This window comes from Rickettsiella grylli, from assembly GCF_000168295.1.
Lineage (GTDB): Bacteria > Pseudomonadota > Gammaproteobacteria > Diplorickettsiales > Diplorickettsiaceae > Aquirickettsiella > Aquirickettsiella grylli.
Genome location: NZ_AAQJ02000001.1, coordinates 541344 through 561073 on the forward strand (window position 1 = coordinate 541344; position 19730 = coordinate 561073).

General features: G+C 36.6%; 20 protein-coding genes. 9 read left to right on the forward strand and 11 right to left on the reverse strand.

What is annotated here, in order from left to right; translation table 11 throughout:
- Positions 1 to 12: 12 nt before the first annotated feature.
- Entirely contained in the window at positions 13 to 657 is a 645-nt protein-coding gene (gene hflD, locus RICGR_RS02415) for a high frequency lysogenization protein HflD (RefSeq protein WP_006035522.1), read from the forward strand.
- A gap of 303 nt (positions 658 to 960) precedes the next feature.
- Positions 961 to 2091 (forward strand): saccharopine dehydrogenase family protein, encoded by a 1131-nt coding sequence (locus tag RICGR_RS02420; RefSeq protein ID WP_006035722.1) that lies wholly within the window; start codon positions 961 to 963, stop codon positions 2089 to 2091.
- 25 nt (positions 2092 to 2116) lie between these two features.
- Here the strand turns inward: RICGR_RS02420 and RICGR_RS02425 are convergent, their stop codons facing one another.
- Positions 2117 to 4279: a copper-transporting P-type ATPase gene (locus RICGR_RS02425; RefSeq protein WP_006034872.1), complete on the reverse strand. Its 2163-nt coding sequence runs from the start codon at positions 4277 to 4279 to the stop codon at positions 2117 to 2119.
- Positions 4280 to 4603: 324 nt separating this feature from the next.
- Here RICGR_RS02425 and RICGR_RS02430 point away from each other — a divergent pair, with 324 nt between their 5' ends.
- From RICGR_RS02430 to RICGR_RS02450, 5 genes are all read left to right on the forward strand, one after another.
- On the forward strand, positions 4604 to 7705 hold the full coding sequence (locus tag RICGR_RS02430; RefSeq protein WP_040615120.1) for an ankyrin repeat domain-containing protein: 3102 nt from the start codon (positions 4604 to 4606) through the stop codon (positions 7703 to 7705).
- A 626-nt stretch (positions 7706 to 8331) separates the two neighbouring features.
- Positions 8332 to 9039 (forward strand): hypothetical protein, encoded by a 708-nt coding sequence (locus RICGR_RS02435; protein WP_006035300.1) that lies wholly within the window; start codon positions 8332 to 8334, stop codon positions 9037 to 9039.
- 80 nt (positions 9040 to 9119) lie between these two features.
- The gene (locus RICGR_RS02440; RefSeq protein ID WP_006035937.1) at positions 9120 to 9476 is read left to right on the forward strand and encodes a hypothetical protein; all 357 of its coding nucleotides are present in this window, start codon (positions 9120 to 9122) and stop codon (positions 9474 to 9476) included.
- A complete protein-coding gene (locus RICGR_RS02445; RefSeq protein WP_006035138.1) occupies positions 9473 to 11398 on the forward strand; it encodes a pyrroloquinoline quinone-dependent dehydrogenase in 1926 nt (641 codons plus the stop codon). Before RICGR_RS02440 ends, RICGR_RS02445 begins: the two co-directional genes overlap by 4 nt.
- The gene (locus RICGR_RS02450; RefSeq protein ID WP_006035234.1) at positions 11395 to 11787 is read left to right on the forward strand and encodes a hypothetical protein; all 393 of its coding nucleotides are present in this window, start codon (positions 11395 to 11397) and stop codon (positions 11785 to 11787) included. The genes RICGR_RS02445 and RICGR_RS02450 overlap by 4 nt, the downstream gene beginning before the upstream one ends.
- A gap of 8 nt (positions 11788 to 11795) precedes the next feature.
- On the opposite strand, the gene pqqE is transcribed toward RICGR_RS02450, so the two are convergent.
- The 10 genes from pqqE to RICGR_RS02495 all read right to left on the reverse strand — a co-directional run bounded on the left by pqqE (position 11796) and on the right by RICGR_RS02495 (position 16947).
- The gene (gene pqqE / locus RICGR_RS02455) at positions 11796 to 12929 is read right to left on the reverse strand and encodes a pyrroloquinoline quinone biosynthesis protein PqqE (RefSeq protein ID WP_006035997.1); all 1134 of its coding nucleotides are present in this window, start codon (positions 12927 to 12929) and stop codon (positions 11796 to 11798) included.
- Positions 12930 to 13223: a pyrroloquinoline quinone biosynthesis peptide chaperone PqqD gene (gene pqqD / locus RICGR_RS02460; RefSeq protein ID WP_006035045.1), complete on the reverse strand. Its 294-nt coding sequence runs from the start codon at positions 13221 to 13223 to the stop codon at positions 12930 to 12932.
- Positions 13220 to 13960, reverse strand: a complete 741-nt coding sequence (gene pqqC / locus RICGR_RS02465) for a pyrroloquinoline-quinone synthase PqqC (protein ID WP_006035857.1) — start codon at positions 13958 to 13960, stop codon at positions 13220 to 13222. The genes pqqD and pqqC overlap by 4 nt, the downstream gene beginning before the upstream one ends.
- 12 nt (positions 13961 to 13972) lie before the next feature.
- Positions 13973 to 14881, reverse strand: a complete 909-nt coding sequence (pqqB, locus tag RICGR_RS02470) for a pyrroloquinoline quinone biosynthesis protein PqqB (protein WP_006035578.1) — start codon at positions 14879 to 14881, stop codon at positions 13973 to 13975.
- Between the two features lie 21 nt (positions 14882 to 14902).
- On the reverse strand, positions 14903 to 14977 hold the full coding sequence (pqqA, locus tag RICGR_RS08125) for a pyrroloquinoline quinone precursor peptide PqqA (RefSeq protein WP_071661041.1): 75 nt from the start codon (positions 14975 to 14977) through the stop codon (positions 14903 to 14905).
- Between the two features lie 264 nt (positions 14978 to 15241).
- On the reverse strand, positions 15242 to 15406 hold the full coding sequence (locus RICGR_RS02475; protein ID WP_240992196.1) for a hypothetical protein: 165 nt from the start codon (positions 15404 to 15406) through the stop codon (positions 15242 to 15244).
- 51 nt (positions 15407 to 15457) lie between these two features.
- Entirely contained in the window at positions 15458 to 15823 is a 366-nt protein-coding gene (locus tag RICGR_RS02480) for an FkbM family methyltransferase (RefSeq protein ID WP_081441673.1), read from the reverse strand.
- A complete protein-coding gene (locus RICGR_RS02485; protein WP_040615123.1) occupies positions 15817 to 16308 on the reverse strand; it encodes an FkbM family methyltransferase in 492 nt (163 codons plus the stop codon). Before RICGR_RS02485 ends, RICGR_RS02480 begins: the two co-directional genes overlap by 7 nt.
- Before the next feature lie 28 nt (positions 16309 to 16336).
- A complete protein-coding gene (locus tag RICGR_RS02490) occupies positions 16337 to 16603 on the reverse strand; it encodes a hypothetical protein (protein WP_040615124.1) in 267 nt (88 codons plus the stop codon).
- Between the two features lie 38 nt (positions 16604 to 16641).
- The gene (locus tag RICGR_RS02495; protein WP_040615125.1) at positions 16642 to 16947 is read right to left on the reverse strand and encodes a class I SAM-dependent methyltransferase; all 306 of its coding nucleotides are present in this window, start codon (positions 16945 to 16947) and stop codon (positions 16642 to 16644) included.
- Between the two features lie 543 nt (positions 16948 to 17490).
- Between RICGR_RS02495 and RICGR_RS02500 the strand changes: the two genes are divergently transcribed.
- Complete coding sequence (locus RICGR_RS02500; RefSeq protein WP_040615127.1) at positions 17491 to 17724, forward strand: PAS domain-containing protein; 234 nt, start codon at positions 17491 to 17493, stop codon at positions 17722 to 17724.
- Between the two features lie 373 nt (positions 17725 to 18097).
- Positions 18098 to 19729, forward strand: a complete 1632-nt coding sequence (locus tag RICGR_RS02505) for an FAD/NAD(P)-binding protein (protein ID WP_240992197.1) — start codon at positions 18098 to 18100, stop codon at positions 19727 to 19729.
- Position 19730 lies beyond the last annotated feature (1 nt).

Below are 19730 nucleotides of genomic sequence, written 5' to 3' on the forward strand. Positions count from 1 at the left end.
TATTAACGCGTCATGCACATCAACGAAAAAAAAAATATTGAACGAAGCTTAGCATTGGCTGGTATTTTTCAGTCGGCCGCATTAGTTCGCGATTTAGCAAGAACGGGAAAGGTTGAAAAGCTTGCCTTTGATACCAGTATTCAAAGTATCTATACCATTGATGTGAAATCGGTGGAACACGTCTATGGAGGAACGATTCAAGGGTTACGTTTAGGTTTGCAAGCATTGGTCGATTTGCTGACCGCTACTAAAATCAAACAGGATCGCGAATTAATGCATTATTTAATTGGTTTAATGCATCTTGAACGCAAACTCTTTCGATCACCAGAAATTAAAAAAAATTTAGGTCGACGGATTAAGCATGCTATTTCTCAGGCTAATTATTTTTCAGCTTCGCCTCAACTTATCATCAATGGCTTAGCCGATATCTATGTGACGACATTGGGAACACTTTCGTTTCGGTTGCATATTATTGGACAAGGAAAATACTTAACACACGCTGAAACGATTAACAGGATCCGTGCTGCATTACTGGCAGGTGTTCGATCAGCGGCGTTATGGCGCCAATTACAAGGGACACGCTGGCAGCTTTTTCTGATGCGCCATACCTTTATACGTATCGGAAAAAAATTATTGACCGGTCTTAACACAACGTAGATTATCATATTAAATTAAAAAATAAAGCTTAAAAAATAATTTATTTTTGAAATCATTTAATAATTTATTTTTTTGCTGTTTCTGGCTTATCAATGATTGATCAAATCTCATCATGAAAAATTTAAAAAACATGTTACAATTTTAGTGGCTTATCAACGATAAAGAACTCTAAAAATGGAAAGTTTTTTTTCAAAAAGGAGGAAAAGATTTAGATTAAAAAAATTTTAAGTTTTTTCAAAAAATAGAGATATAATAAAATCTTAATGACTGTTTTGAATTTAAAAATAAGAGGGATATTAACGCATGCAGCCGGATGAAGAGTGTAAAGTTTTAATTTTAGGAGCGACAGGAACGCTGGGTAAAAAAATAGCAAAAGGTTTAGTGGAAAAAAATATTGCTATCATTATTACAGGGCGTAATGAAGAAAAATTATTAATTTTAAAAAAACAACTTTCTAAAGTAGCCGCTCATTTCTCTATTGATGTTGCTTGTTTTGATTTTAAATCGAAATTATCACAAGAATTACTCAGATGGAGACCCTTATTAGTGATTAATGCCACTGGACCTTATCAAACCGCTGATTTTGCAGCGGCCGTCAATTGTGTTCTTTTGGGGATAAATTACATCGATTTAGCCAATGCCCGAGAGTATGTGAATGAATTTTCGGCTTTAGAAGAAGAAGCCGTCAAAAAACATTGTGTGGCGATCACCGGTGCGAGTACATTGCCGTGTTTATCATCAGCCGTTTTGAATTATTATAAAGATGAATTTAAAACGATAGATTCCTTAATTTATGGGATTTCACTGGGCCAAAAAACGGAAAGAGGACTGGCTACCTTAAAATCTATTTTAAGCCAGGTAGGACGTCGATTAGAAGATTTTTGTGGAGCCACTAAAAAAGTTTATGGATGGCAAGATTTATATCGTCAAAACTATCCACTCCTCGGAAAACGTTGGATGGCAAACTGCGATGTGACTGATCTCGATTTATTGCCGGCTTTTTTTCCGATTAAATCAATTCGGTTTTCTACGGGTGTCGAAAGTCGTATTGAACACTTTGGTTTATGGGCTTTATCGTGGTTAATTCGTTTAAAATTTCCAATGAAATTAGAAAAACATGCAAAACGATTATTAAAGTGGAGTGGTTATTTTAAGTCTTTGGGTAGTGACGATGGTGGCATGCATATGCTGATCTCCGGTAAAGATTATGAAGGTTATTATAAAAGCATTAAATGGTTTATGATTGCTAAAAATGGTGACGGTCTTTATGTTCCAACGATTCCAGCGGTACTTTTAGCAAAAAAAATAATACAAGATGAAATGGTTGAAACTGGAGCATTATCCTGCACCCAATTCATTTCACTCGAAAGTTATTTACGAGAATTAAAAAAATTTGATATCCATGTCTTTTCAGAAGTGAGTAAAAAATTGTAATGAGAGGGAGATTCGACGTTATTTTTTACGGATAAATTTTTGATGTGCGTAACCGTAGGGAATTTCCGACAACTGAAAGCGAGCTTAAACTCATGGCGAGCGCACTGAACATGGGATCAAGCAAATGACCATTCCAGGGGTAAAAAATGCCTGCGGCGATAGGGATACAAAGACTATTGTAAATAAATGCTAAGAATAAATTTTCACGGATGTTTTTCATCACATGGCTGCTGAGTTGTTTTGCGCGGGCGATTCCTATTAAATTACCTTTGACCAAAGTAACATCTGCATTTTGGATGGCTACATCCGTGCCAGTGCCCATGGCGATACCAATGTCTGCTTGAGCGAGGGCAGGTGCATCATTGATGCCATCGCCTGCCATGGCAACGATATTCCCTTTTTTTTGTAATTGTTTCACAATTTTGCCTTTTTCAGAAGGCAATACCTCCGCTTTTAGGTCTTGGATAGCTAATTTTTTAGCAACCGCCTGAGCGGTTGTTTGATTATCACCGGTTACCATAACAATCTTTAAACCCAGATTTTTTAAATTTTTTAATGCGGATGCAGTTGAGTTTTTAATGGGATCAACAACACTGATAAGTCCTGCGAGCTGATTTTCAACGATGAAATACATGACCGTTTCACCTTTTTTAGCGAATTGCAACGCTTTTTCTTTTAAAGGTGCTATTGAGACGTTCAGTGTATTACAAAGTGTAGCATTACCTAAAGCAAGTTGTTTACCTTTCCAAATCCCTCGAATACCTTGACCGATTTCAGCGGAAAAATGTTCAATTTCTTCTAAATCAAGCTGATTTTTTTGGGCAGCGTCAATGAACGCATTGGCAAGCGGATGTTCACTGGCCACTTCTAAGCTGGCAGCGAGTCGTAGTATTTCATTGTGAGTAAAATTTTTATGTGGAATAATATGATTCACCGCGGGTTTTCCACGGGTTAATGTGCCTGTTTTATCAACGACCAGCACATTAACTTTTTCAAAACGTTCGAGACTGTCCGCATTTTTAATCAAAATTCCTGCTTTTGCGCCTCGTCCCATTCCAACCGTAATAGACATCGGTGTTGCTAAACCTAAGGCGCACGGACAAGCGATAATTAATACCGAAATGGAAGCGATTAAACCATCGGTCATGCTGGGACCCCAAATTGACCATATCATAAAAGTAAGTGCTGCAATGACTAAGACACCAGGTACAAAATAACTGGAAATTCGATCAACAAGCTTTGAAATGGGTGCTTTTGATCGTTGTGCTTCAGAAACTAATTGGACAATTTGAGCGAGCAGTGTTTCTTTTCCCACCTGTTTAGCGCGCATAATAAGACTTCCAGACAAATTTAAAGTGCCACCGATGACGGATGCACCCGCTTGCTTTTCAATCGGGATGGATTCACCCGTAATCATCGATTCGTTAACTGAACTATGACCTTGAATCACTTCACCATCGGTAGGGATTTTTTCACCGGGCCGTACACGGAGTGTGTCATTGATGTGAATTTCATCGAAAGGAATTTCAGTTTCGGTTTGACCCTGTATTCGTCGAGCGGTTTTTGGGGATAAATCAAGCAAAGACCGCAACGCACTGCCGGTTTGTTCACGTCCTTTTGTTTCTAAAACCTGTCCCATGAGGACAAGCGTTATGATCACACTGGCTGTTTCAAAATAGAAATGAATGGAGCCATTTTCCAAAAAAGTAGTCGGAAAAAGATTGGGGAAAAACAAAGCAATGACGCTATATCCATAAGCAATGCTGACACTTAAACCAATCAAGGTAAACATATTCAAATGACGCTGAGTGATAGAAAGCCATGCTTTTTTTAGCAGTGGATAACCGCACCAGGCGATGACTATCGTGGTTAAAACAAATTGGAGTCCCGCAGAAAACGGCACTGGAATAGCGGCGATAACGTCTTTGATTCCAGGGATATGCGAACCCATTGTTAAAAATAAAATGGGCAGTGTGAAAAGGACGCTCCACCAAAATCGTTGTGTTAAATCGTTTAATTCGGTTTGAATGGGTTTGGCTATTTGGGGAGAGGGTGACCGAAGCTCTAAAGACATACCACAAATGGGACAGCTCCCCGGTTGATGACGAATAATTTCTGGATGCATAGGGCATGTATACTCAAATGCATCACTTGTGTGCGTATTTTTTGCGTTTAAAGGGTTCGACATAGGATTAAATACCTTTGAGAGTCTGAATCATTTCTATTCTACAGGATATGCAGTGTCGTCGATATAATACTGCATTTCTTGATCTATTTTACAGTTTGTTTATTGAGAAACTTTAATTTAAAATGTCTGTTTTAATTCGATCGACTGCATTAAAAAAATAAAAATTTAATGTTTGATTTAATGGTTTATAAATTAAGATGATTATCCAGGGAGAAGGCAATGCTGCTAAAAAATAAATTTTTCATTCGATCAAACCAAACTCATTTCATTTATTTTCGTAGGAAATCGAGACTATGTCATTCTCAGTTGGTTAATAGAAATTTAATGATCAATAATATTTTTAGAGCCATAAGACACGGCTGTTTAGACGCAGTAAAATTTTTTGTAGAAGCGGGTGTTTCGGTAAATGTTAGAAATTTTCGGGGAATGACTCCCTTATACCTTGCCGTTTATTATGGTTATTCCCCTATCGTAAAATTTTTAATAACAAAAGGCTCCTATTTGGAAATTAAAGAAAGAATGATGGGTAATACCCCTTTACATATCGCTGTTCAATACGGTCACGTTGACATTGTTGATATGCTATTTGAAAGAGGTGTTGATTTAAACATATTCAATAGCCAAGGCGATACCCCCTTAAATTATGCGGTCAAATATGGACATTTAAAGTTAGTAAAATATTTAGTAAAAAATGGAGCTTATTTAGATGAATTCTATACGGGCCTTACGCCATTACATTATGCGGCTCAGAAAAATAATTTGGCGGTAGCGGAATATCTCATTAATAAAGGGATGGATGTGAATAAGATGACCGTTACAGGGGAAACAGCCTTGTATTATGCGATTCAATATGGTCATTTAAATATGGTTCGTTATTTAGTAGAAAAAGGCGCTTACTTAGATAGCCTCGATAAGCAACACAATACACCTCTTTTTTACGCGACTTTATTCGGTTATACGGATATTGTCAGTTTTTTACTGAGTAAAAAAGTTAAGCTCGATTTGAAAATGCCAAGTCATCTCTCTCCTTTGCAAATAGCGACATTAAAAGGAGATTTAGTACTGGTAAAGTGCTTAGTCGAAAACGGCGCTAATCTAGCAATAAAAGATGCGAATAACAGTACATTACTCCATAATGCAATTCACGATGGTTATTCCGATTTAGTAAACTTTTTTTTAGAAAAGAAAATAGATTTGGAAACGAAAGATAATGACGGTAATACTGCTTTACATTACGCAGTACTGATGGACGATTTAGAATCTGTAAAATCTCTCATTAATGCAGGAGCTGACTTAACGGCAGTGAATATAAAATCTTACACTCCCTTACAAATCAGTATTGTGGACAATAATATAAATTTAATGGAATTTTTGGTAAAGGAAACAGCGATTAAATTCACATTAAAATGTGAAGCGCTCTATGAACAAATACTCCATTTTTCAGCCGCCCATGGTGAAATAGGGATAATCGATCATCTTGCAAAAAAAGGAATCCGTTTAGAACTGAGTGATCAATTCGGCAGAACACCTTTACATTGGGCTTCTCAAAATGGCTATTTTGATATGGTTAATTATCTTACGAAGAAGAATGTCAATTTAGAAATAAAAGACAACTACGGCGATACTCCGCTTCATTTAGCCACTAGAAATAATTTCTTACGGATTGTTGTATTTCTGATCGATCATGGCGTTCATGTAGAGACGAAAAATAAAATGGGTGTGACCCCCCTTTATGTCGCTTCTCGCAATGGCCATTTAGACATGGTCAAGTATCTAATAGGAAAAAATGCAACGATTGAAGCAAACAATGATTCAGGAAGTACACCGTTACATGAGGCGGCTCGCAATGGCCATTTAGACATTGTCAAGTATCTAATAGGAAAAAATGCAACGATTGAAGCAAACAATGATTCAGGGAGTACACCGTTACATGAGGCGGCTCGCAATGGCCATTTAGACATTGTGAAATATCTGATAAAAAAAAATGCCACGAGCGAAATAAGCGATAATTTAGGGAACACACCGTTACATTTATCGGTGTCAAGGAATAATGAGGACGTTGTTCGTTATCTGATAGAACAAGACGCGGATATCAATGCGCAGGATAACCATGGAAATACCGCATTACATGTCGCGGCTTTTAATGACTATATTGAATTGATAAATTATTTAATGGAACAGGGGGCTGATACAGGCATTGAAAATAATGTCGGAAAGACTTTTTTAAACAGTATTTTAGATAATGGAAGCGTTGCCACTATTCGTTATTTTTTTAAAGGAAAAAAATTAAATCTCAGCCTATTAGAGGCAATCAAAAACTATCACTTAAATGTGATTACTTTTTTGGTTGAAGAAGAAAATAGGGATTTAAAATGTAAAGATCGCTATGGTCGTACGCCTCTCCATGTTGCTATTTGGTTTGGTTATACAGAACTTGTCATTTATTTAGTGGAAAGAGGTGCCGATGTAAATAGTACTGATCAGCTCGGCAATACACCATTACACACGGCGGGGATTACCAATTATGTAAATTCGATACAAATTTTACTGACGCATGGCGCAGATATCGAGGCAAAAAATAATGAAGGCAATACCCCTTTACAGGTGGCTATTCTAAGTCACGCGATGGATGTGGTGCATTATCTTGTTGAACATAGCATGGTCAATTTAAATACACAGGGTAGTGAAGGAAATACGGCGTTACACTTTGCGATGATTATCAGCGATGAAAATTTATCGTTAAAAATGGTCACCTATCTTTTAGAACAGCATGCAAATAGTCATATAAAAAATAATAAGGGAAATACACCATTGGATCAGCTCTCTCCGACACATCGTCATTATGAAAAAATAAAGCATCTCATAACCGAAAAGAAACAAAAGGATAACGTAGCTTTCTCAATGAGTGCTCACAATACGCGTTTTGAAAAACATTTAAAACCAAGAATAAAAAAAAACCAACCTATTCGAATGAATTTAGGCTTAGAAACACAATTCATTTCAAATACTTTTCAAGAAAAAGCAAATCTATCTGAATGTTCAAATTTAATTGGATTTTTAAATCCGGCTACGTGTGAGCATGGTTATTTTAATACGACACGAGAATTTATTCCTCATAATTTGATAAGTATTCCTAGCGTGCTTCCTCTGATTGATTTACTGATAAGAAAAAAAAAGGGTACAACGTTAAATTTTTTTCAAAAAGACGATTCTATTTCTGATTTAGATGCGCAAGCTTATGCGTTGAATATCGTCACTGAATTTGAAGCGCATTTAAAAAAAATAGAAGTTAAGGTAGATTTTGATAGCATTGCGCTGCAGACTGAGTTGCTGAAAAAGATAAAAAGCGGTCAATTCTGTGATATTTCTAAAGTTTTATCCTCAACGCTAGAGAACATTAAACGCACCGCACTGCAACCTAATTAAACGCGTTATTCTTAATTATTTTTAACAGAACGAAAGTAGAGCGATACTTTTTACTGTTTAAGGTTATTGTGTTTAAAAACATCCGTGTTGATCTTATCTTTTTGCCTTTGTATTTTTTGAATCGTTTTATTGAATTTCTTATCCGAAGAAAACTGAGGCATAGGATTTTTTAGAAATTTTCTCGTCATAAAATCTAAAAATACAAGTTTTTTTGTTTTTATTCGATAGGTTGTACGTTTCTGGTTGCGTTAAAGTGGATGTGTGTAGAGAATTTCTCTTTTTAGGGGAAGTGGAATCATTAAACTGATTTTTTGTAACGTGAATCGTTTTGGATTGAGAAAACAGGGATGTTTTCGAGGGTTCTAGCGGTTGATGTTTTATGAATGATGGTTTCTGGCGGCGAACAAATCCGTTCGGATTGATAGGTTAGTTATATCACGCACAGGTTTTCTAAGGATCGCACTATAACGCAACGGATAGGACCGTGTTCGTCTAGAAACGCGGTTGTGTTGCATCCCCCGTTAACACGGTATACCCTAACTCGTGAATGAGCAAGGATAGATGAAAAAATAGAATCTTTAAAACATTCCATGTAATCATTTAAAATTTAACAGGAAATAGTCATTATGCATAAAGAAATGGATGAAAAAAATGAAATCATAAGGCGATCGCTGGCGCTCCTTTTAAATCATTTAATAGACATTAAAACGAAAAGAGAATTATCTCCATTTAAAATTTTTTATGAAGTAACTCACAGTATAGACGATCTGACAGAAGGGATTAAACAATTAGAAGCGATTCAGTTTCAGTCAATCGCTGATTTTAATTCAGTTATAAAATTACGAGAAATAGAATTTTTTTTTTCAAAAAGTAAAACATTAAAAGATTTCACCTACTCCAATTATCGAACCCAGGTGAGTGATTCTTTTTTAACGTATGTGGATATTGAATTTCAATTAGATCATTTATTTTATAAAGTCGATGATTTAGTAAATCGTGGATTTTTCTTGGCTGCAAAGAGTGCCAATACACTGGTTTCAGATTTAAAAAAATTAGATCTTTTGTATTTTGAAGAAAAAAAAATAACGTATTTGGATTATCAATTCCAAGCCTTGGCGGCCATTGATAAAGCCAGATTTCTATTGGAGGAGCACCGAGGGTATAAAGAATTATTAGGCAATCTTGTTGTGTTGATATTAACCTTAGGAACCGCTTTTTTTGTCAATAAAGTGGTGAATGGTCGTTTTTTATTTTTTCAAGAAACAGAAACCTCAAAACAACTTCATGCGCTCAAGCAAAAGATATCCACGTTGACTATCCCGTTCCCGATTTGAAAAAAATGATAAATCGACTACGCTACAGGGTAAGTAAGGATTAAACGCCATGACGTCTTTAAAAACGAAAGGATAGCTCGATGTTGCTTAAAGACAAAAAACGGTTAGGAATAGGGATGATGTTCCTGTTTTCTGCGATTGGATTGATTGTATCGTTATTTAATTTTTTTCTTCCGGCAAGTCCAATTCGTTATACTGGCGGGGCTGAATTAGTCAGCTTAACGACGTTGACAATGACTTTATTAAGCGGGCTTATTTACTTTTTCCGACACGATCATTATCGATGGATACACGTGGGCGTCAATATGCTGATGATGGTGTTGTTATTTGGTACATTATGCGCCGCTTATTTCTTAGAAAGCAGGTTGCTGTTTATTTTCATACTGTTAGCGGGTTGTGGATGGTTTATTTACGTCGCTACATGGATTAAAGAATGAGCAACCTTATTCAATGGATCGCATTTTTTTTTATGTGTTTTCACATGGTCAGCCTTTCTGCAGAAAACACGACCTGGCCAACATTCAATGGTGATTTAAACGCACAGAAATATTCTTCATTAACTCAAATTACTCCCCATAATGTTCGCGATTTGTCCGTTGCGTGGGAAATCCATACGGGCGATTTTTCTACGGGAAAAGGTCAATTACCGCCTACGGTGTGGTCAGCAACACCGCTTTTTGTTAATAATACCGTTTATGTGAGCACGCCTTTTTATCGCGTTTTTGCCCTTAATCCTGCGACCGGTCAAATTAAATGGGTTTTTGATCCACGTGCGAGCTTAAAAACATTGGTGCAACCGGCTTTAAAAACGCGAGGTGTCGCTTATTGGCAGGCGAAAACGATGATTCCCGGAAGGAGTTGTCAGAAACGGATTTATAGCGGCACTATGGATGGGAAACTATACGCCATCGATGCAGATACAGGAAAACGTTGTACCGATTTCGGTGTGCAGGGCCAGTTAGATATTAATCAATGGAATACCCATCCCGATCTTTGGCCGTTAGCCATTTTACAGCCACCCACCGTCTATAAAGATTTGCTCATTTTAGGTTGGGCCGGTAAAGATTGGGAATATTCTATTGATCCCGTCGGTAATGTTTTGGGTTTAGATGCACGAACGGGTCGGTTGGTGTGGACTTTCCAGACAATACCCGCTCATATCGCCCCGAAAACCGGTACATCCAATGTGTGGGCCAGTATGTCGGTAGATAAAGACAAAGGAATTGTCTATTTACCAATCAGTTCACCGAGCCCCAATTTTTGGGGAGGGAATCGTTTAACACCGATTCCTTTTGGAACGTCGATGACTGCTTTAAATGCGCATAACGGGCATGTCATCTGGAGTAAACAGTTCGTTCATCATGATCTGTGGGATCTGGATACAAACGCCGCGCCCTCACTGGTAGACATTAAGAAAGACGGTAAAACGATTCCTGCTTTAATCCAAACGTCGAAACAAGGTTATTTATTTATTTTGAATCGTTACACAGGAGAAGCGATTTACCCAATTATTGAAAAGCCAGTGCCTGCTTCAGATGCAAAAGGCGAGGTTGCCGCGAGTACGCAACCCACGGTTCCCTATCCCATTCCCGTTGTTTCGGATAAATGGCCCGGTATTTTTAAACTTTCCGATTGGCTTAGTTTTGGCTACTGCTCACGAAAATTAGCCACACTAAAATATCAAGGTCGTTTTACGCCGCCGAGCGAACAAGGAAGTCTTATTTTCCCCGCAACCGTAGGGGGTGTGGAATGGGGTGGTGGTGCGATCGATCCGAATAAACAAATTTTTGTGGTGAATAGTTCGATGGCGGTACAAATTTATAAATTAATACCACGCGAGGTTTATAATGATTTTCTTAAACATCATCACACTGCCAATGTAGGCGAAGCGTTTGGCATGTATGACATGGCAGGTGCGCCTTATGGATTTAAATTAGAGACCTTTTTAAACCCTTTCGGTATGCCTTGCTGGAAACCACCGTATGGTGAAATTTCTGCTTATGCGTTGAATACAGGACAACGATTATGGAAAAAGCCTTTTGGTGAAGTGCAAAAATGGGGTTTTTATATGCCAAAATCCTGGGGAAGTATTACCATTGGTGCGCCTGTTATTACAGGAAGCGGGTTAATTTTTATCGGCGCTTCTATGGATTCGCGAGTACGTGCATTGGATCTGACGACAGGTGATGTACTGTGGAGTGCTCAGGTCGCTGCACCGGCAGTTTCGATTCCCGCTATTTATGAATATCAAGGCAGAGAATATGTGGTGTTTGTTGCCGGCGGTAATACTATTTTAACACCGAACGTGAGTGACGAAGTCATTGCCTTCGCTTTACCGAATCAGAGGAAATCCGGATGAACCTTAAAACGATAGCAAAAATTATCATACTGATCGGAGGGCTTTTAGGACTAATCGGATCATTGAGTTATTTCTTTGCAGAGAAATTTATCTATGACTACAACCAAAGCATTCCGCAATCAGAGGAGCTTTTCATCGGCGCTTTTATTTTTCTTATTTCCTTTGCAAGCGTGTTCTTAGCACTCTTGGCCTTTAAGCCTTCTTATGTTCATTCTAAATTTTTATTTATTATGGTAATTATTTTAGGAGTCATTTTATTGGCTTTATTATCTTTTACCGCGGTGATTTCTTCGGCCGTCTCACCGTTTACAGCAGCACTTCTTATTATTGCAGGGGGAATTACTGGTGATATTGGTGTTGCAAGAGACAGTTCGTTGAATACCCCCTAAACGTTTCATTACTTTAAAAAGGATTTTGAAGTCCGTGTATTTCGATAGATCAACGGAATTTCTTTGCAGGTATTCTCCATCGCGCGGTCAATCGCTTCTTGAATGACCCCGTGCTTCGGTGACAAATCACAGACCGGGTCTGTCGCATACGCATCGTTAAGGAGTAAATACGCTTGACAACGGCAACCGCCAAAATCTTTAAATCGCAACGAACAAGAGCGACACGGTTCTTTCATCCATTGATGGCCTCGAAACGTATTAAATAACGGGGATTCATACCATATCCAATGTAAGCTATGTTCATGAATGGTCGGAAAAATCAAATTCGGTATTATTCTCGCGGAATGGCAGGGCAACGCATAACCGTCTGGTGTAATGGTTAAGAAAATTTTACCCCAACCATTCATACACGGTTTGGGTCGATTACGATAATAATCGGGAATAACGTAATAAATTTTGGCTTTATCGCGATAGCGTTTCTGATAGTCTCCTACAAGAGCTTCCGTTTTTTTTATTTGTTCAAAGGTGGGCAACAAGCGATCGCGATTCACGAAAGCAAAACCATAATATTGCGTATTCGCTAATTCAATATAATCGGCTTTTAAATCTAACGCTAAATCTAATAGTTCGCCAACAGAATCAATATTTAATCGATGAATAACGATATTTAAAGTAAGCTTAAAACGTTTTTCTTTGGCCTTTTTTGCCATGAATAGTTTATGCTCAAATAATTTTGTTCTGGCAATGTGATGATTTAATCGTTCAGTAGGGGCTTGAAGACTAATTTGTATACTATCTAAACCCGCATTTTTTAATTCTATTAAACGATTTTCATTAAGTCCAACTGCAGAGGTAATAAGATTCGTATAATAATTTAATGCATGTGCTTCGCTCACGATAAGGGTTAGATCCTTTCTTAACAGCGGTTCCCCCCCCGATAAACCTAATTGAACAGCACCTAATTCTCGCGCGTTACGCAATAGTTGTATCCAGCATTTTGTATCTAATTCTTTTTTACGTTGACTAAAGTCTAATGGATTCGAACAATAAATACATTGTAGGGGGCAAGCATAGGTGAGTTCCGCCAATAACCAATGGGGTGGTGATGGTGTGTCCTGTGCTTTTTGATGTTTTCCTAACATTTAAAAAACGGTTAACCACCCTTTTTGTAGTGCGGTGATTAAAAAATGATGCGTATCTTCGGTTAAATGAAGGATTGCACCGTGCTTATATTGAGTGTGTAACGCACTAATTATTGTTGTAATAGAGCGGTAACCGTCACATAATTTTAAAATTTCAGCCGCAGTGGTATTGAGTGTTATCATTCCCTCGGGATAAAGCAGTACATAGCGCGCTTGGCTTTTTTCCCATTGCAAGCGAAACCCTGAAGCAAGACCAATCGGTGCATCCAGATTGAATTGATTTTCCTGTATCATGTATCATCCTTTGAAAATGTGATGGGAGGGTGACCTAATACATAGGCTAAGTAAAGGCTGTCTGAAATTGACCAAAGAATTTCTAATTTAAATTTTAAAATAGCCAATGCTTGTGTTTGCTGTTCGTGTGTTTGAAAATTTTCGAGTGTCCATTGTAAGCCTTTTTTGACATGATGATTGATTTGATTTAATCGACAACGAAAATAAGCTAATGCGTTTAAATCCATCCATGGATAATGGATGGGCCAATTCGTTAAACGTTGGCGATGGATTTCGGGTGCAAAAAGCTCCGTTAACGATGAACAAACCGCAGCTTGCCATGGATGCGTTCGTGTAAACTGAATGTAAGCGTCTACTGCAAAGCGCACGCCCGGCAGGACATATTTCATAGACCACAATAAGTTACGCGTCAGTCCGCACGCTTCTCCCAATGTCAGCCAGGCTTCAATTCCACCGGGATTAATGACATCGCCATCGTGTTCAATGATCCGTTTCACCCATTCTCTTCGTATCTCCCGTAGAGGACAATTGGATAAAATAGCAGCATCTTTTACAGGGATATTGACTTGATAATAGAAGCGATTAATCACCCACTGTTGAATTTGTTGCCGAGTCAATTGGCCATCGTTCATTAATTGATTGAAAGGATGATGGATATGATAATATTTTTCAAGGTTTAAAATTTTTTTTTCAAATACACTCTGAGACAATGATACTTCGCAGCGTTTAGTCGGCATAAAACAGCGCTCCTAAAGTAAGATATCCATTCCATCATAGGCGATTTCAACGTTTGCATGATTGAGTTGCGCGTATTCGGAAGAGGTTGTATTGAGTATCGGATTCGTATTATTCACATGAATAACTATCTTTCTCGGCTTTTGCAGTGCATTCAAATGAGAAAGCAACCCTTCCTCGCCAGCGAGCGCACAATGTCCCATCTCGGCGGCTAATTTGTTATTTATTCCGGTGCGCGACATTTCGTCGTCGTGCCAAAATGTACCATCAACCAGCACACAATCCGCATTATTCATCCGTTGAAATAACGGTTCATCCCATTGCGCAATGGCGGGTGCATAAAAAATAGTCTTCTGGGTGAGCGTGTCTAAAATCATCAAAGCCGTATTCGCACCACGTTTAGGGGTGTGTCTATAAGGAGAATACGGCGGAGACTTTCCCGGTAAATCGATAGGTGTTAATCGTAAGTTTTCGAATCCTTGAACCGTAAAAACATGCGAATCATGAATACGATTACATTCAATCACACAGTAGTTTTTTAAAATTTCAAACAGTGGCAAATGGTATGTGAGTTCTTCTCGAACTACTTCGGTGCAATAGATGATTAATTTTTCAGCTTCCCGTAGTGAAAGTAATCCTGCGACATGGTCAATTTGGCTGTCTGTCAAAATGATGGCCCAAATTCCTGAATCGCGTAACCGGTTCGTTTGTTGTGCTTCGTGAAAGTCTTCCAGTTGTTTGCGTATGTCAGGAGATGCATTGACAAGAATCCATTTTTTACTATTTTCACTGATGGCAATCGAGGATTGTGTACGCGAAAGCGTGGTTATCGATTTTACACGTACGTTTTGGCAATTGCTGCAGTGACAATTCCATTGCGGAAACCCTCCGCCTGCGGCTGATCCGAGAATTTTGAGTCGCATTTTTATCCATTCCGGATGCAATTAGGAGTAATAGATGTACATATTTATTTCAAAACCAAAACGCATCTCCGTATAGACCGGTTTAATCCATTTCATCTTTCAGTCGTTCCTTTTCGCATTTAAAGAACTTAGATTATAGTCGGTGTAGAAGTATCCTGCAAAAAACAGAAAAGGCCAAAGATATTCGAAATTGAGTTGCCATACCTATTTATTTCCACGAAAGAGGGCGAAACACGTTATATAAACTTCTTGCAATACCCATAAACCTTGAAGCGAGATTCATTCACTCAAAAGAAGCATTGAATGATAAGGCTTGATTATAACGTATCTCTAAAGGCTTAAGCAGTGTAAGCACCCAGTCTATAAACGTGAAAGCACAATGATCCTGTCACGACTCAAATCGTGTTCATAAAGACGTCGGGCTAAACTAAATTTTTGAAAGCGTGCATCATTATCTTGTTTTGTTTCTACCGCGGCGAGCTGCGCTAAAACAACCCAGGCAAATGGATTATCCTGATTTTCCAAAATGCGTTCTTGACCGCGATAGTCCAATAGCTTAAAAAAATATTTTATTTGCTAGGGCTTAGCAGCACGAATAGTATACAAAGCGGGTTTTACCTCATCAGACCATTTTTTCACGGCGTCAGGTAGAACTGAAATATCATTGGAACTAATTTTATAGTGAAAACTATACTTATTTAGCAAATAACTAATTCGATTTAGATCGTTTATTTCTTCCATACCCTTCGCTTTGTGATGTTCAATTGCGAGTGCTTTTATATGATACAATTTATCTCCTAATTCGGTTAAAACTAATTCTTCAGCACCTTCAATATCTAATTTCAAGAAATCTACAGTACATTGAATATAGGAAGAGAGCTTTACTGAATTGACAGATATTTCATCATAAATATCTCTTTGTGCCCCCCACGTTTTTATAATAGAATTTCCCTAGTATCTGGTTTATTTTGATAAATTTGACCATAAAAATTGGCTTTTCCCTTTTTGTTAGAAAGCGCTGCATTAACTAATGTGATGTCTTTAAGTTGATTCGCTTTTATATTAAGCTCAAGAAGCTTAAAAACATTCGGATCAGGCTCAAAACAAAGAATTTTAGCTTTAGGGTAATAGTATTTAAAAAATAAAGTGGCAATGCCTATATTGCTGCCAGCGTCAATAATAACAGGATATTCCTTGTTAGATTTAAACTGATAGGAGGCATCTACAAAAATTTCTTTTATAGTTTGTTGTGTAGCTTCTTCATTATTATGGAAAATTGTAAAATTTTTAAAAATTAATTTTTGATGTGTGTGAAATTCCACTTTATGTAAAGGAAAATAAAAAACGAGTTCTTTATTTTTTTTAATACTCTGTTTTTGCCTAAATAGAGAAAACACTTGAGCGCGTAAAATACGTGTAGAAAACATAAACTATAGCCTTATTTTATAATAATTATTATCGTATTTGATCCATTCTTAATGATGCAACAGATTGATTTTTTAATTTTTCTTCTAAGCTGAATGGATTGGCTTCAATAACATAATAATCTATAAGGCCTGTCTTATAAGCTTGTAGCCAAAGGCGCGACCAAGATTGTTTTAATTCATCACGTTTTAACCACTCATCCAAGCCCTCCCAAACATTATCTCCGATAGAGATGATTTTTATATTTTGAAATTTTGTAGCACATTCTTGAACTTTATCTATAGTAAAATCATTCATATAAATATGATATTTGGGTAGCAAACTTTTTAATTCTTTTAACGTTTTTGCATTTTTAGGAAAAAAGTGGCGACTAACAATTTTCCATCCGGTTTAAGTACTCTACTTGCTTCGTGAAAAAAATCTGTCATGGATGAAAAATGTAAGGCTGCTTCAATTGAAATAAGATGGCTGAATGAATTATTTTGAAATGGAATTTTTTCTGCTAATCCAGTAAAAAACTTAATTTCTGGATGCAATTTGAGAAAATCAGCATGCCGATGTTTAGCTCGTTCGGTTTGTTGATAAACAGCATCTAACCCAACGATTCGTTTAGGACAAAATTGTTGGATAATATTACGCAACCATTTCCCTGCCCGCTTCCTATTTCAATAACCTCACTGTTTTGATTTAAATTTAATTGCTTAAATACATATTGATATAAATTTATCGCACTTTGTGTTCTTATTTCTTCAGTAAGGGGATTATTTTTGTAATTTATTCCCTTCCAGAAACCAAAATTAATATATCCTCCTGAAAACATAGGAAACTTGGCTAAATCATTTTCACCATACATATCTTGAGTGCTATGGGGATTATAATGAATATAGTCAAAATACTCTTTTTTATTAGATAGATCTTTTAGTTTCGAGGGAATATCTTTTGGAATGATAATATCCGATGAGAATGGTCTATTGCTTGTTTCAATAAGCCCTTATAATGACAAAGTTTAGCGTTTTGCAAATTAACTGACGTAAATAATAGTTTAGAGTGTCTATTCTTATGATTTTTAAATAAAAGTGCACGCATATATACCTTAATAGATTAATTACAAATAACTATTTTTTTAGCCATGCAATCTAACATAAATATGAAAAATATTCCTCCTTTTGTTCAGACAATATTAGATGCTGTACCTGCTTGTATTTATTGGAAAGATACAGAGGGTAGATACCTTGGTTACCAATGCTTTTACTGTAGAAAAAATGGAAAAGGCAGGGTTAAGTGCCAATCTAAAGGGTAAAACGGATTTTGATATTTTTACTCAAGAAGTAGCACGTAATTATAGAGAGATTGATCGCAAAGTTATCGATGAAAGAACTACATTGAAATTTTCACTTTTAATAGTCAACAATATCTGACGTAGCCTCGCAAGTAATTTAAGAAAGTATGGAATTCGCGAGAAAGTCGCCCAAGGATTTTATATAATATAAATTAAAAGTAGTGTAAGTATTTGATTATACCAGCGGATCCACTGTGCAGACTAATTTCGTGAATGAATTAACTCAACGATTGTTTGTACTGCATGCTAATAAAGAAAAAAACAAAAATACCTCAATTTGGGGGACTAATGTTTTTTACAAACCAATTATTCTCAAAAAATTAACTAAAAAATTAAAACATATAGTTTTAATTTATTAAAAGGAAGCTGTTGTTTGCATATAAATTCAAAACTGTTTTATTATGGTTTTTGTGCTAAAGTTTCCTTTTTTAATTTTGACTAAAATAATAATTATGTCTTATGATGATGCTACGCCTACCGTATCAAAAGAAAAACTATTTATTTCTCGTATTGCCATTATTGGAGGAGGTCCTGCTGGAGTTTCTTTATGCTTACAGTTATTTAATCAACTAAAGTTTCGCGCTATAAAGTATCCATTAGAGATCATGGTATTTGAGAAAACTAATACCATTGGCGCTGGCTTGCCCTATGCCGAAAAAGAATCTTCATATATCCTGAATTTACCTAAAGATAAAATGGAAGTTATTCCTGAAGATAAGAGAAGATTTTCTACTTGGTTAATAACAAAATATCCTAATAATGCTTCTTTTTTTTCTCCGCGTTATTTTTTTGGTCAGTATTTGCAACATCGTGCTGAAAAACTTCAAGAGGAGTCTGAAAAATATAATATTAAAGTAAATTACTTAACGCAAAATAGCGTGTTAAATATTAGTAAATTAGGCACTGATCATTTTTCAGTTGAAACCAATAGAGGAACGTGGCAAGCAAACTATGTCATATTATGTACAGGACATATGCCTTCAGAAAATTATAGTCAACATATCGGCCAGCCTGGTTATTGGCATAATCCATGGGATAATTTAGCATTTTCTACGCTAAAAAATAATGAATCTGTGGGTATTATAGGCACACGGTTAACTGCTATTGATATTGTTATTAGACTTTTAAATCAAAAGCATCGTGGTCCAATTATAATGACATCACGAAATGGCTTACTACCTGCCGTACTAGCCAAAAGCATTCCTTCCTATCCACTGCAATATTTAAAACCTACCGCTATTTCAAAAACAATGACACTCAATACATTAATTAAATTATTTTTTAAAGAAGTGAGTACTGCACAAGGTAAACAATGTAGCTTTAATTCTATCGTAAAATCCTATCAGGATATGACTGCATTGGCTTGGTTGAATAAAGAAATTAATGAAGCTGAAAAAGGAGAGAAACCATGGCAACAAGTTTTTTTTTCAATATACCCAAGTTTCTCTTTAATATGGTCCAAGCTAAGCTTGGAGGATAAAAAAGAATTTCTGCTAAAGTATTATAGTACATTGATGACTTATTTAGCTGCTTTTCCGCTTGATAATGCGTATAAAATTCAGCAGCTATTGGAATCGGGACAATTAAAAGTATTAGGGGGATGTCAATCTATCAAACGACAACAGGAAAAGTATATTTTACAAGGAAAAAATGCAAGTTTTGAGGTAAAACATCTTTTTAATGCAACGGGCCCAGGACACAATATCCTTTGTCAATCACTCTATAGTAAAATGCAGAACCGAGGATTAATACGTCAACATTTATTAGGTGGGCTGGAAGTTGATCAACAGACTTTGCGAGTTCTTAATTCGCGTGGACAGCCACATCCAAGATTATTTGCTATAGGTGAGTTAACACGAGGAAATTACTTAATAACGGCGGATATGGGGTGTGTTGTTAAACAAGCTGCTCAGATTTCTAAATGTATTAGTCAAGAGCTAACTTCTCATTTAAGGCCTAAACCAAGTCTAGGGAGTAGTAAATCTACCTTTCAGTTTTTTTCTATACACTATAAGAAATTAATTGAGTCCCCAGTTATTAGCAAATGTTGTTTAAGCTTGTTAATAATGAGAAGAGGAAAATAAA

Coding starts and splice junctions, on each gene's coding strand:
- hflD (WP_006035522.1), top strand. CDS start 13: ATGCACATCAACGAAAAAAAAAATATTGAACGAAGCTTAGCATTGGCT.
- RICGR_RS02420 (WP_006035722.1), top strand. CDS start 961: ATGCAGCCGGATGAAGAGTGTAAAGTTTTAATTTTAGGAGCGACAGGA.
- RICGR_RS02425 (WP_006034872.1), bottom strand. CDS start 4,279: ATGTCGAACCCTTTAAACGCAAAAAATACGCACACAAGTGATGCATTT.
- RICGR_RS02430 (WP_040615120.1), top strand. CDS start 4,604: ATGATCAATAATATTTTTAGAGCCATAAGACACGGCTGTTTAGACGCA.
- RICGR_RS02435 (WP_006035300.1), top strand. CDS start 8,332: ATGCATAAAGAAATGGATGAAAAAAATGAAATCATAAGGCGATCGCTG.
- RICGR_RS02440 (WP_006035937.1), top strand. CDS start 9,120: ATGTTGCTTAAAGACAAAAAACGGTTAGGAATAGGGATGATGTTCCTG.
- RICGR_RS02445 (WP_006035138.1), top strand. CDS start 9,473: ATGAGCAACCTTATTCAATGGATCGCATTTTTTTTTATGTGTTTTCAC.
- RICGR_RS02450 (WP_006035234.1), top strand. CDS start 11,395: ATGAACCTTAAAACGATAGCAAAAATTATCATACTGATCGGAGGGCTT.
- pqqE (WP_006035997.1), bottom strand. CDS start 12,929: ATGTTAGGAAAACATCAAAAAGCACAGGACACACCATCACCACCCCAT.
- pqqD (WP_006035045.1), bottom strand. CDS start 13,223: ATGATACAGGAAAATCAATTCAATCTGGATGCACCGATTGGTCTTGCT.
- pqqC (WP_006035857.1), bottom strand. CDS start 13,960: ATGCCGACTAAACGCTGCGAAGTATCATTGTCTCAGAGTGTATTTGAA.
- pqqB (WP_006035578.1), bottom strand. CDS start 14,881: ATGCGACTCAAAATTCTCGGATCAGCCGCAGGCGGAGGGTTTCCGCAA.
- RICGR_RS02485 (WP_040615123.1), bottom strand. CDS start 16,308: ATGTTTTCTACACGTATTTTACGCGCTCAAGTGTTTTCTCTATTTAGG.
- RICGR_RS02490 (WP_040615124.1), bottom strand. CDS start 16,603: ATGAATGATTTTACTATAGATAAAGTTCAAGAATGTGCTACAAAATTT.
- RICGR_RS02500 (WP_040615127.1), top strand. CDS start 17,491: ATGCTGTACCTGCTTGTATTTATTGGAAAGATACAGAGGGTAGATACC.
- RICGR_RS02505 (WP_240992197.1), top strand. CDS start 18,098: ATGTCTTATGATGATGCTACGCCTACCGTATCAAAAGAAAAACTATTT.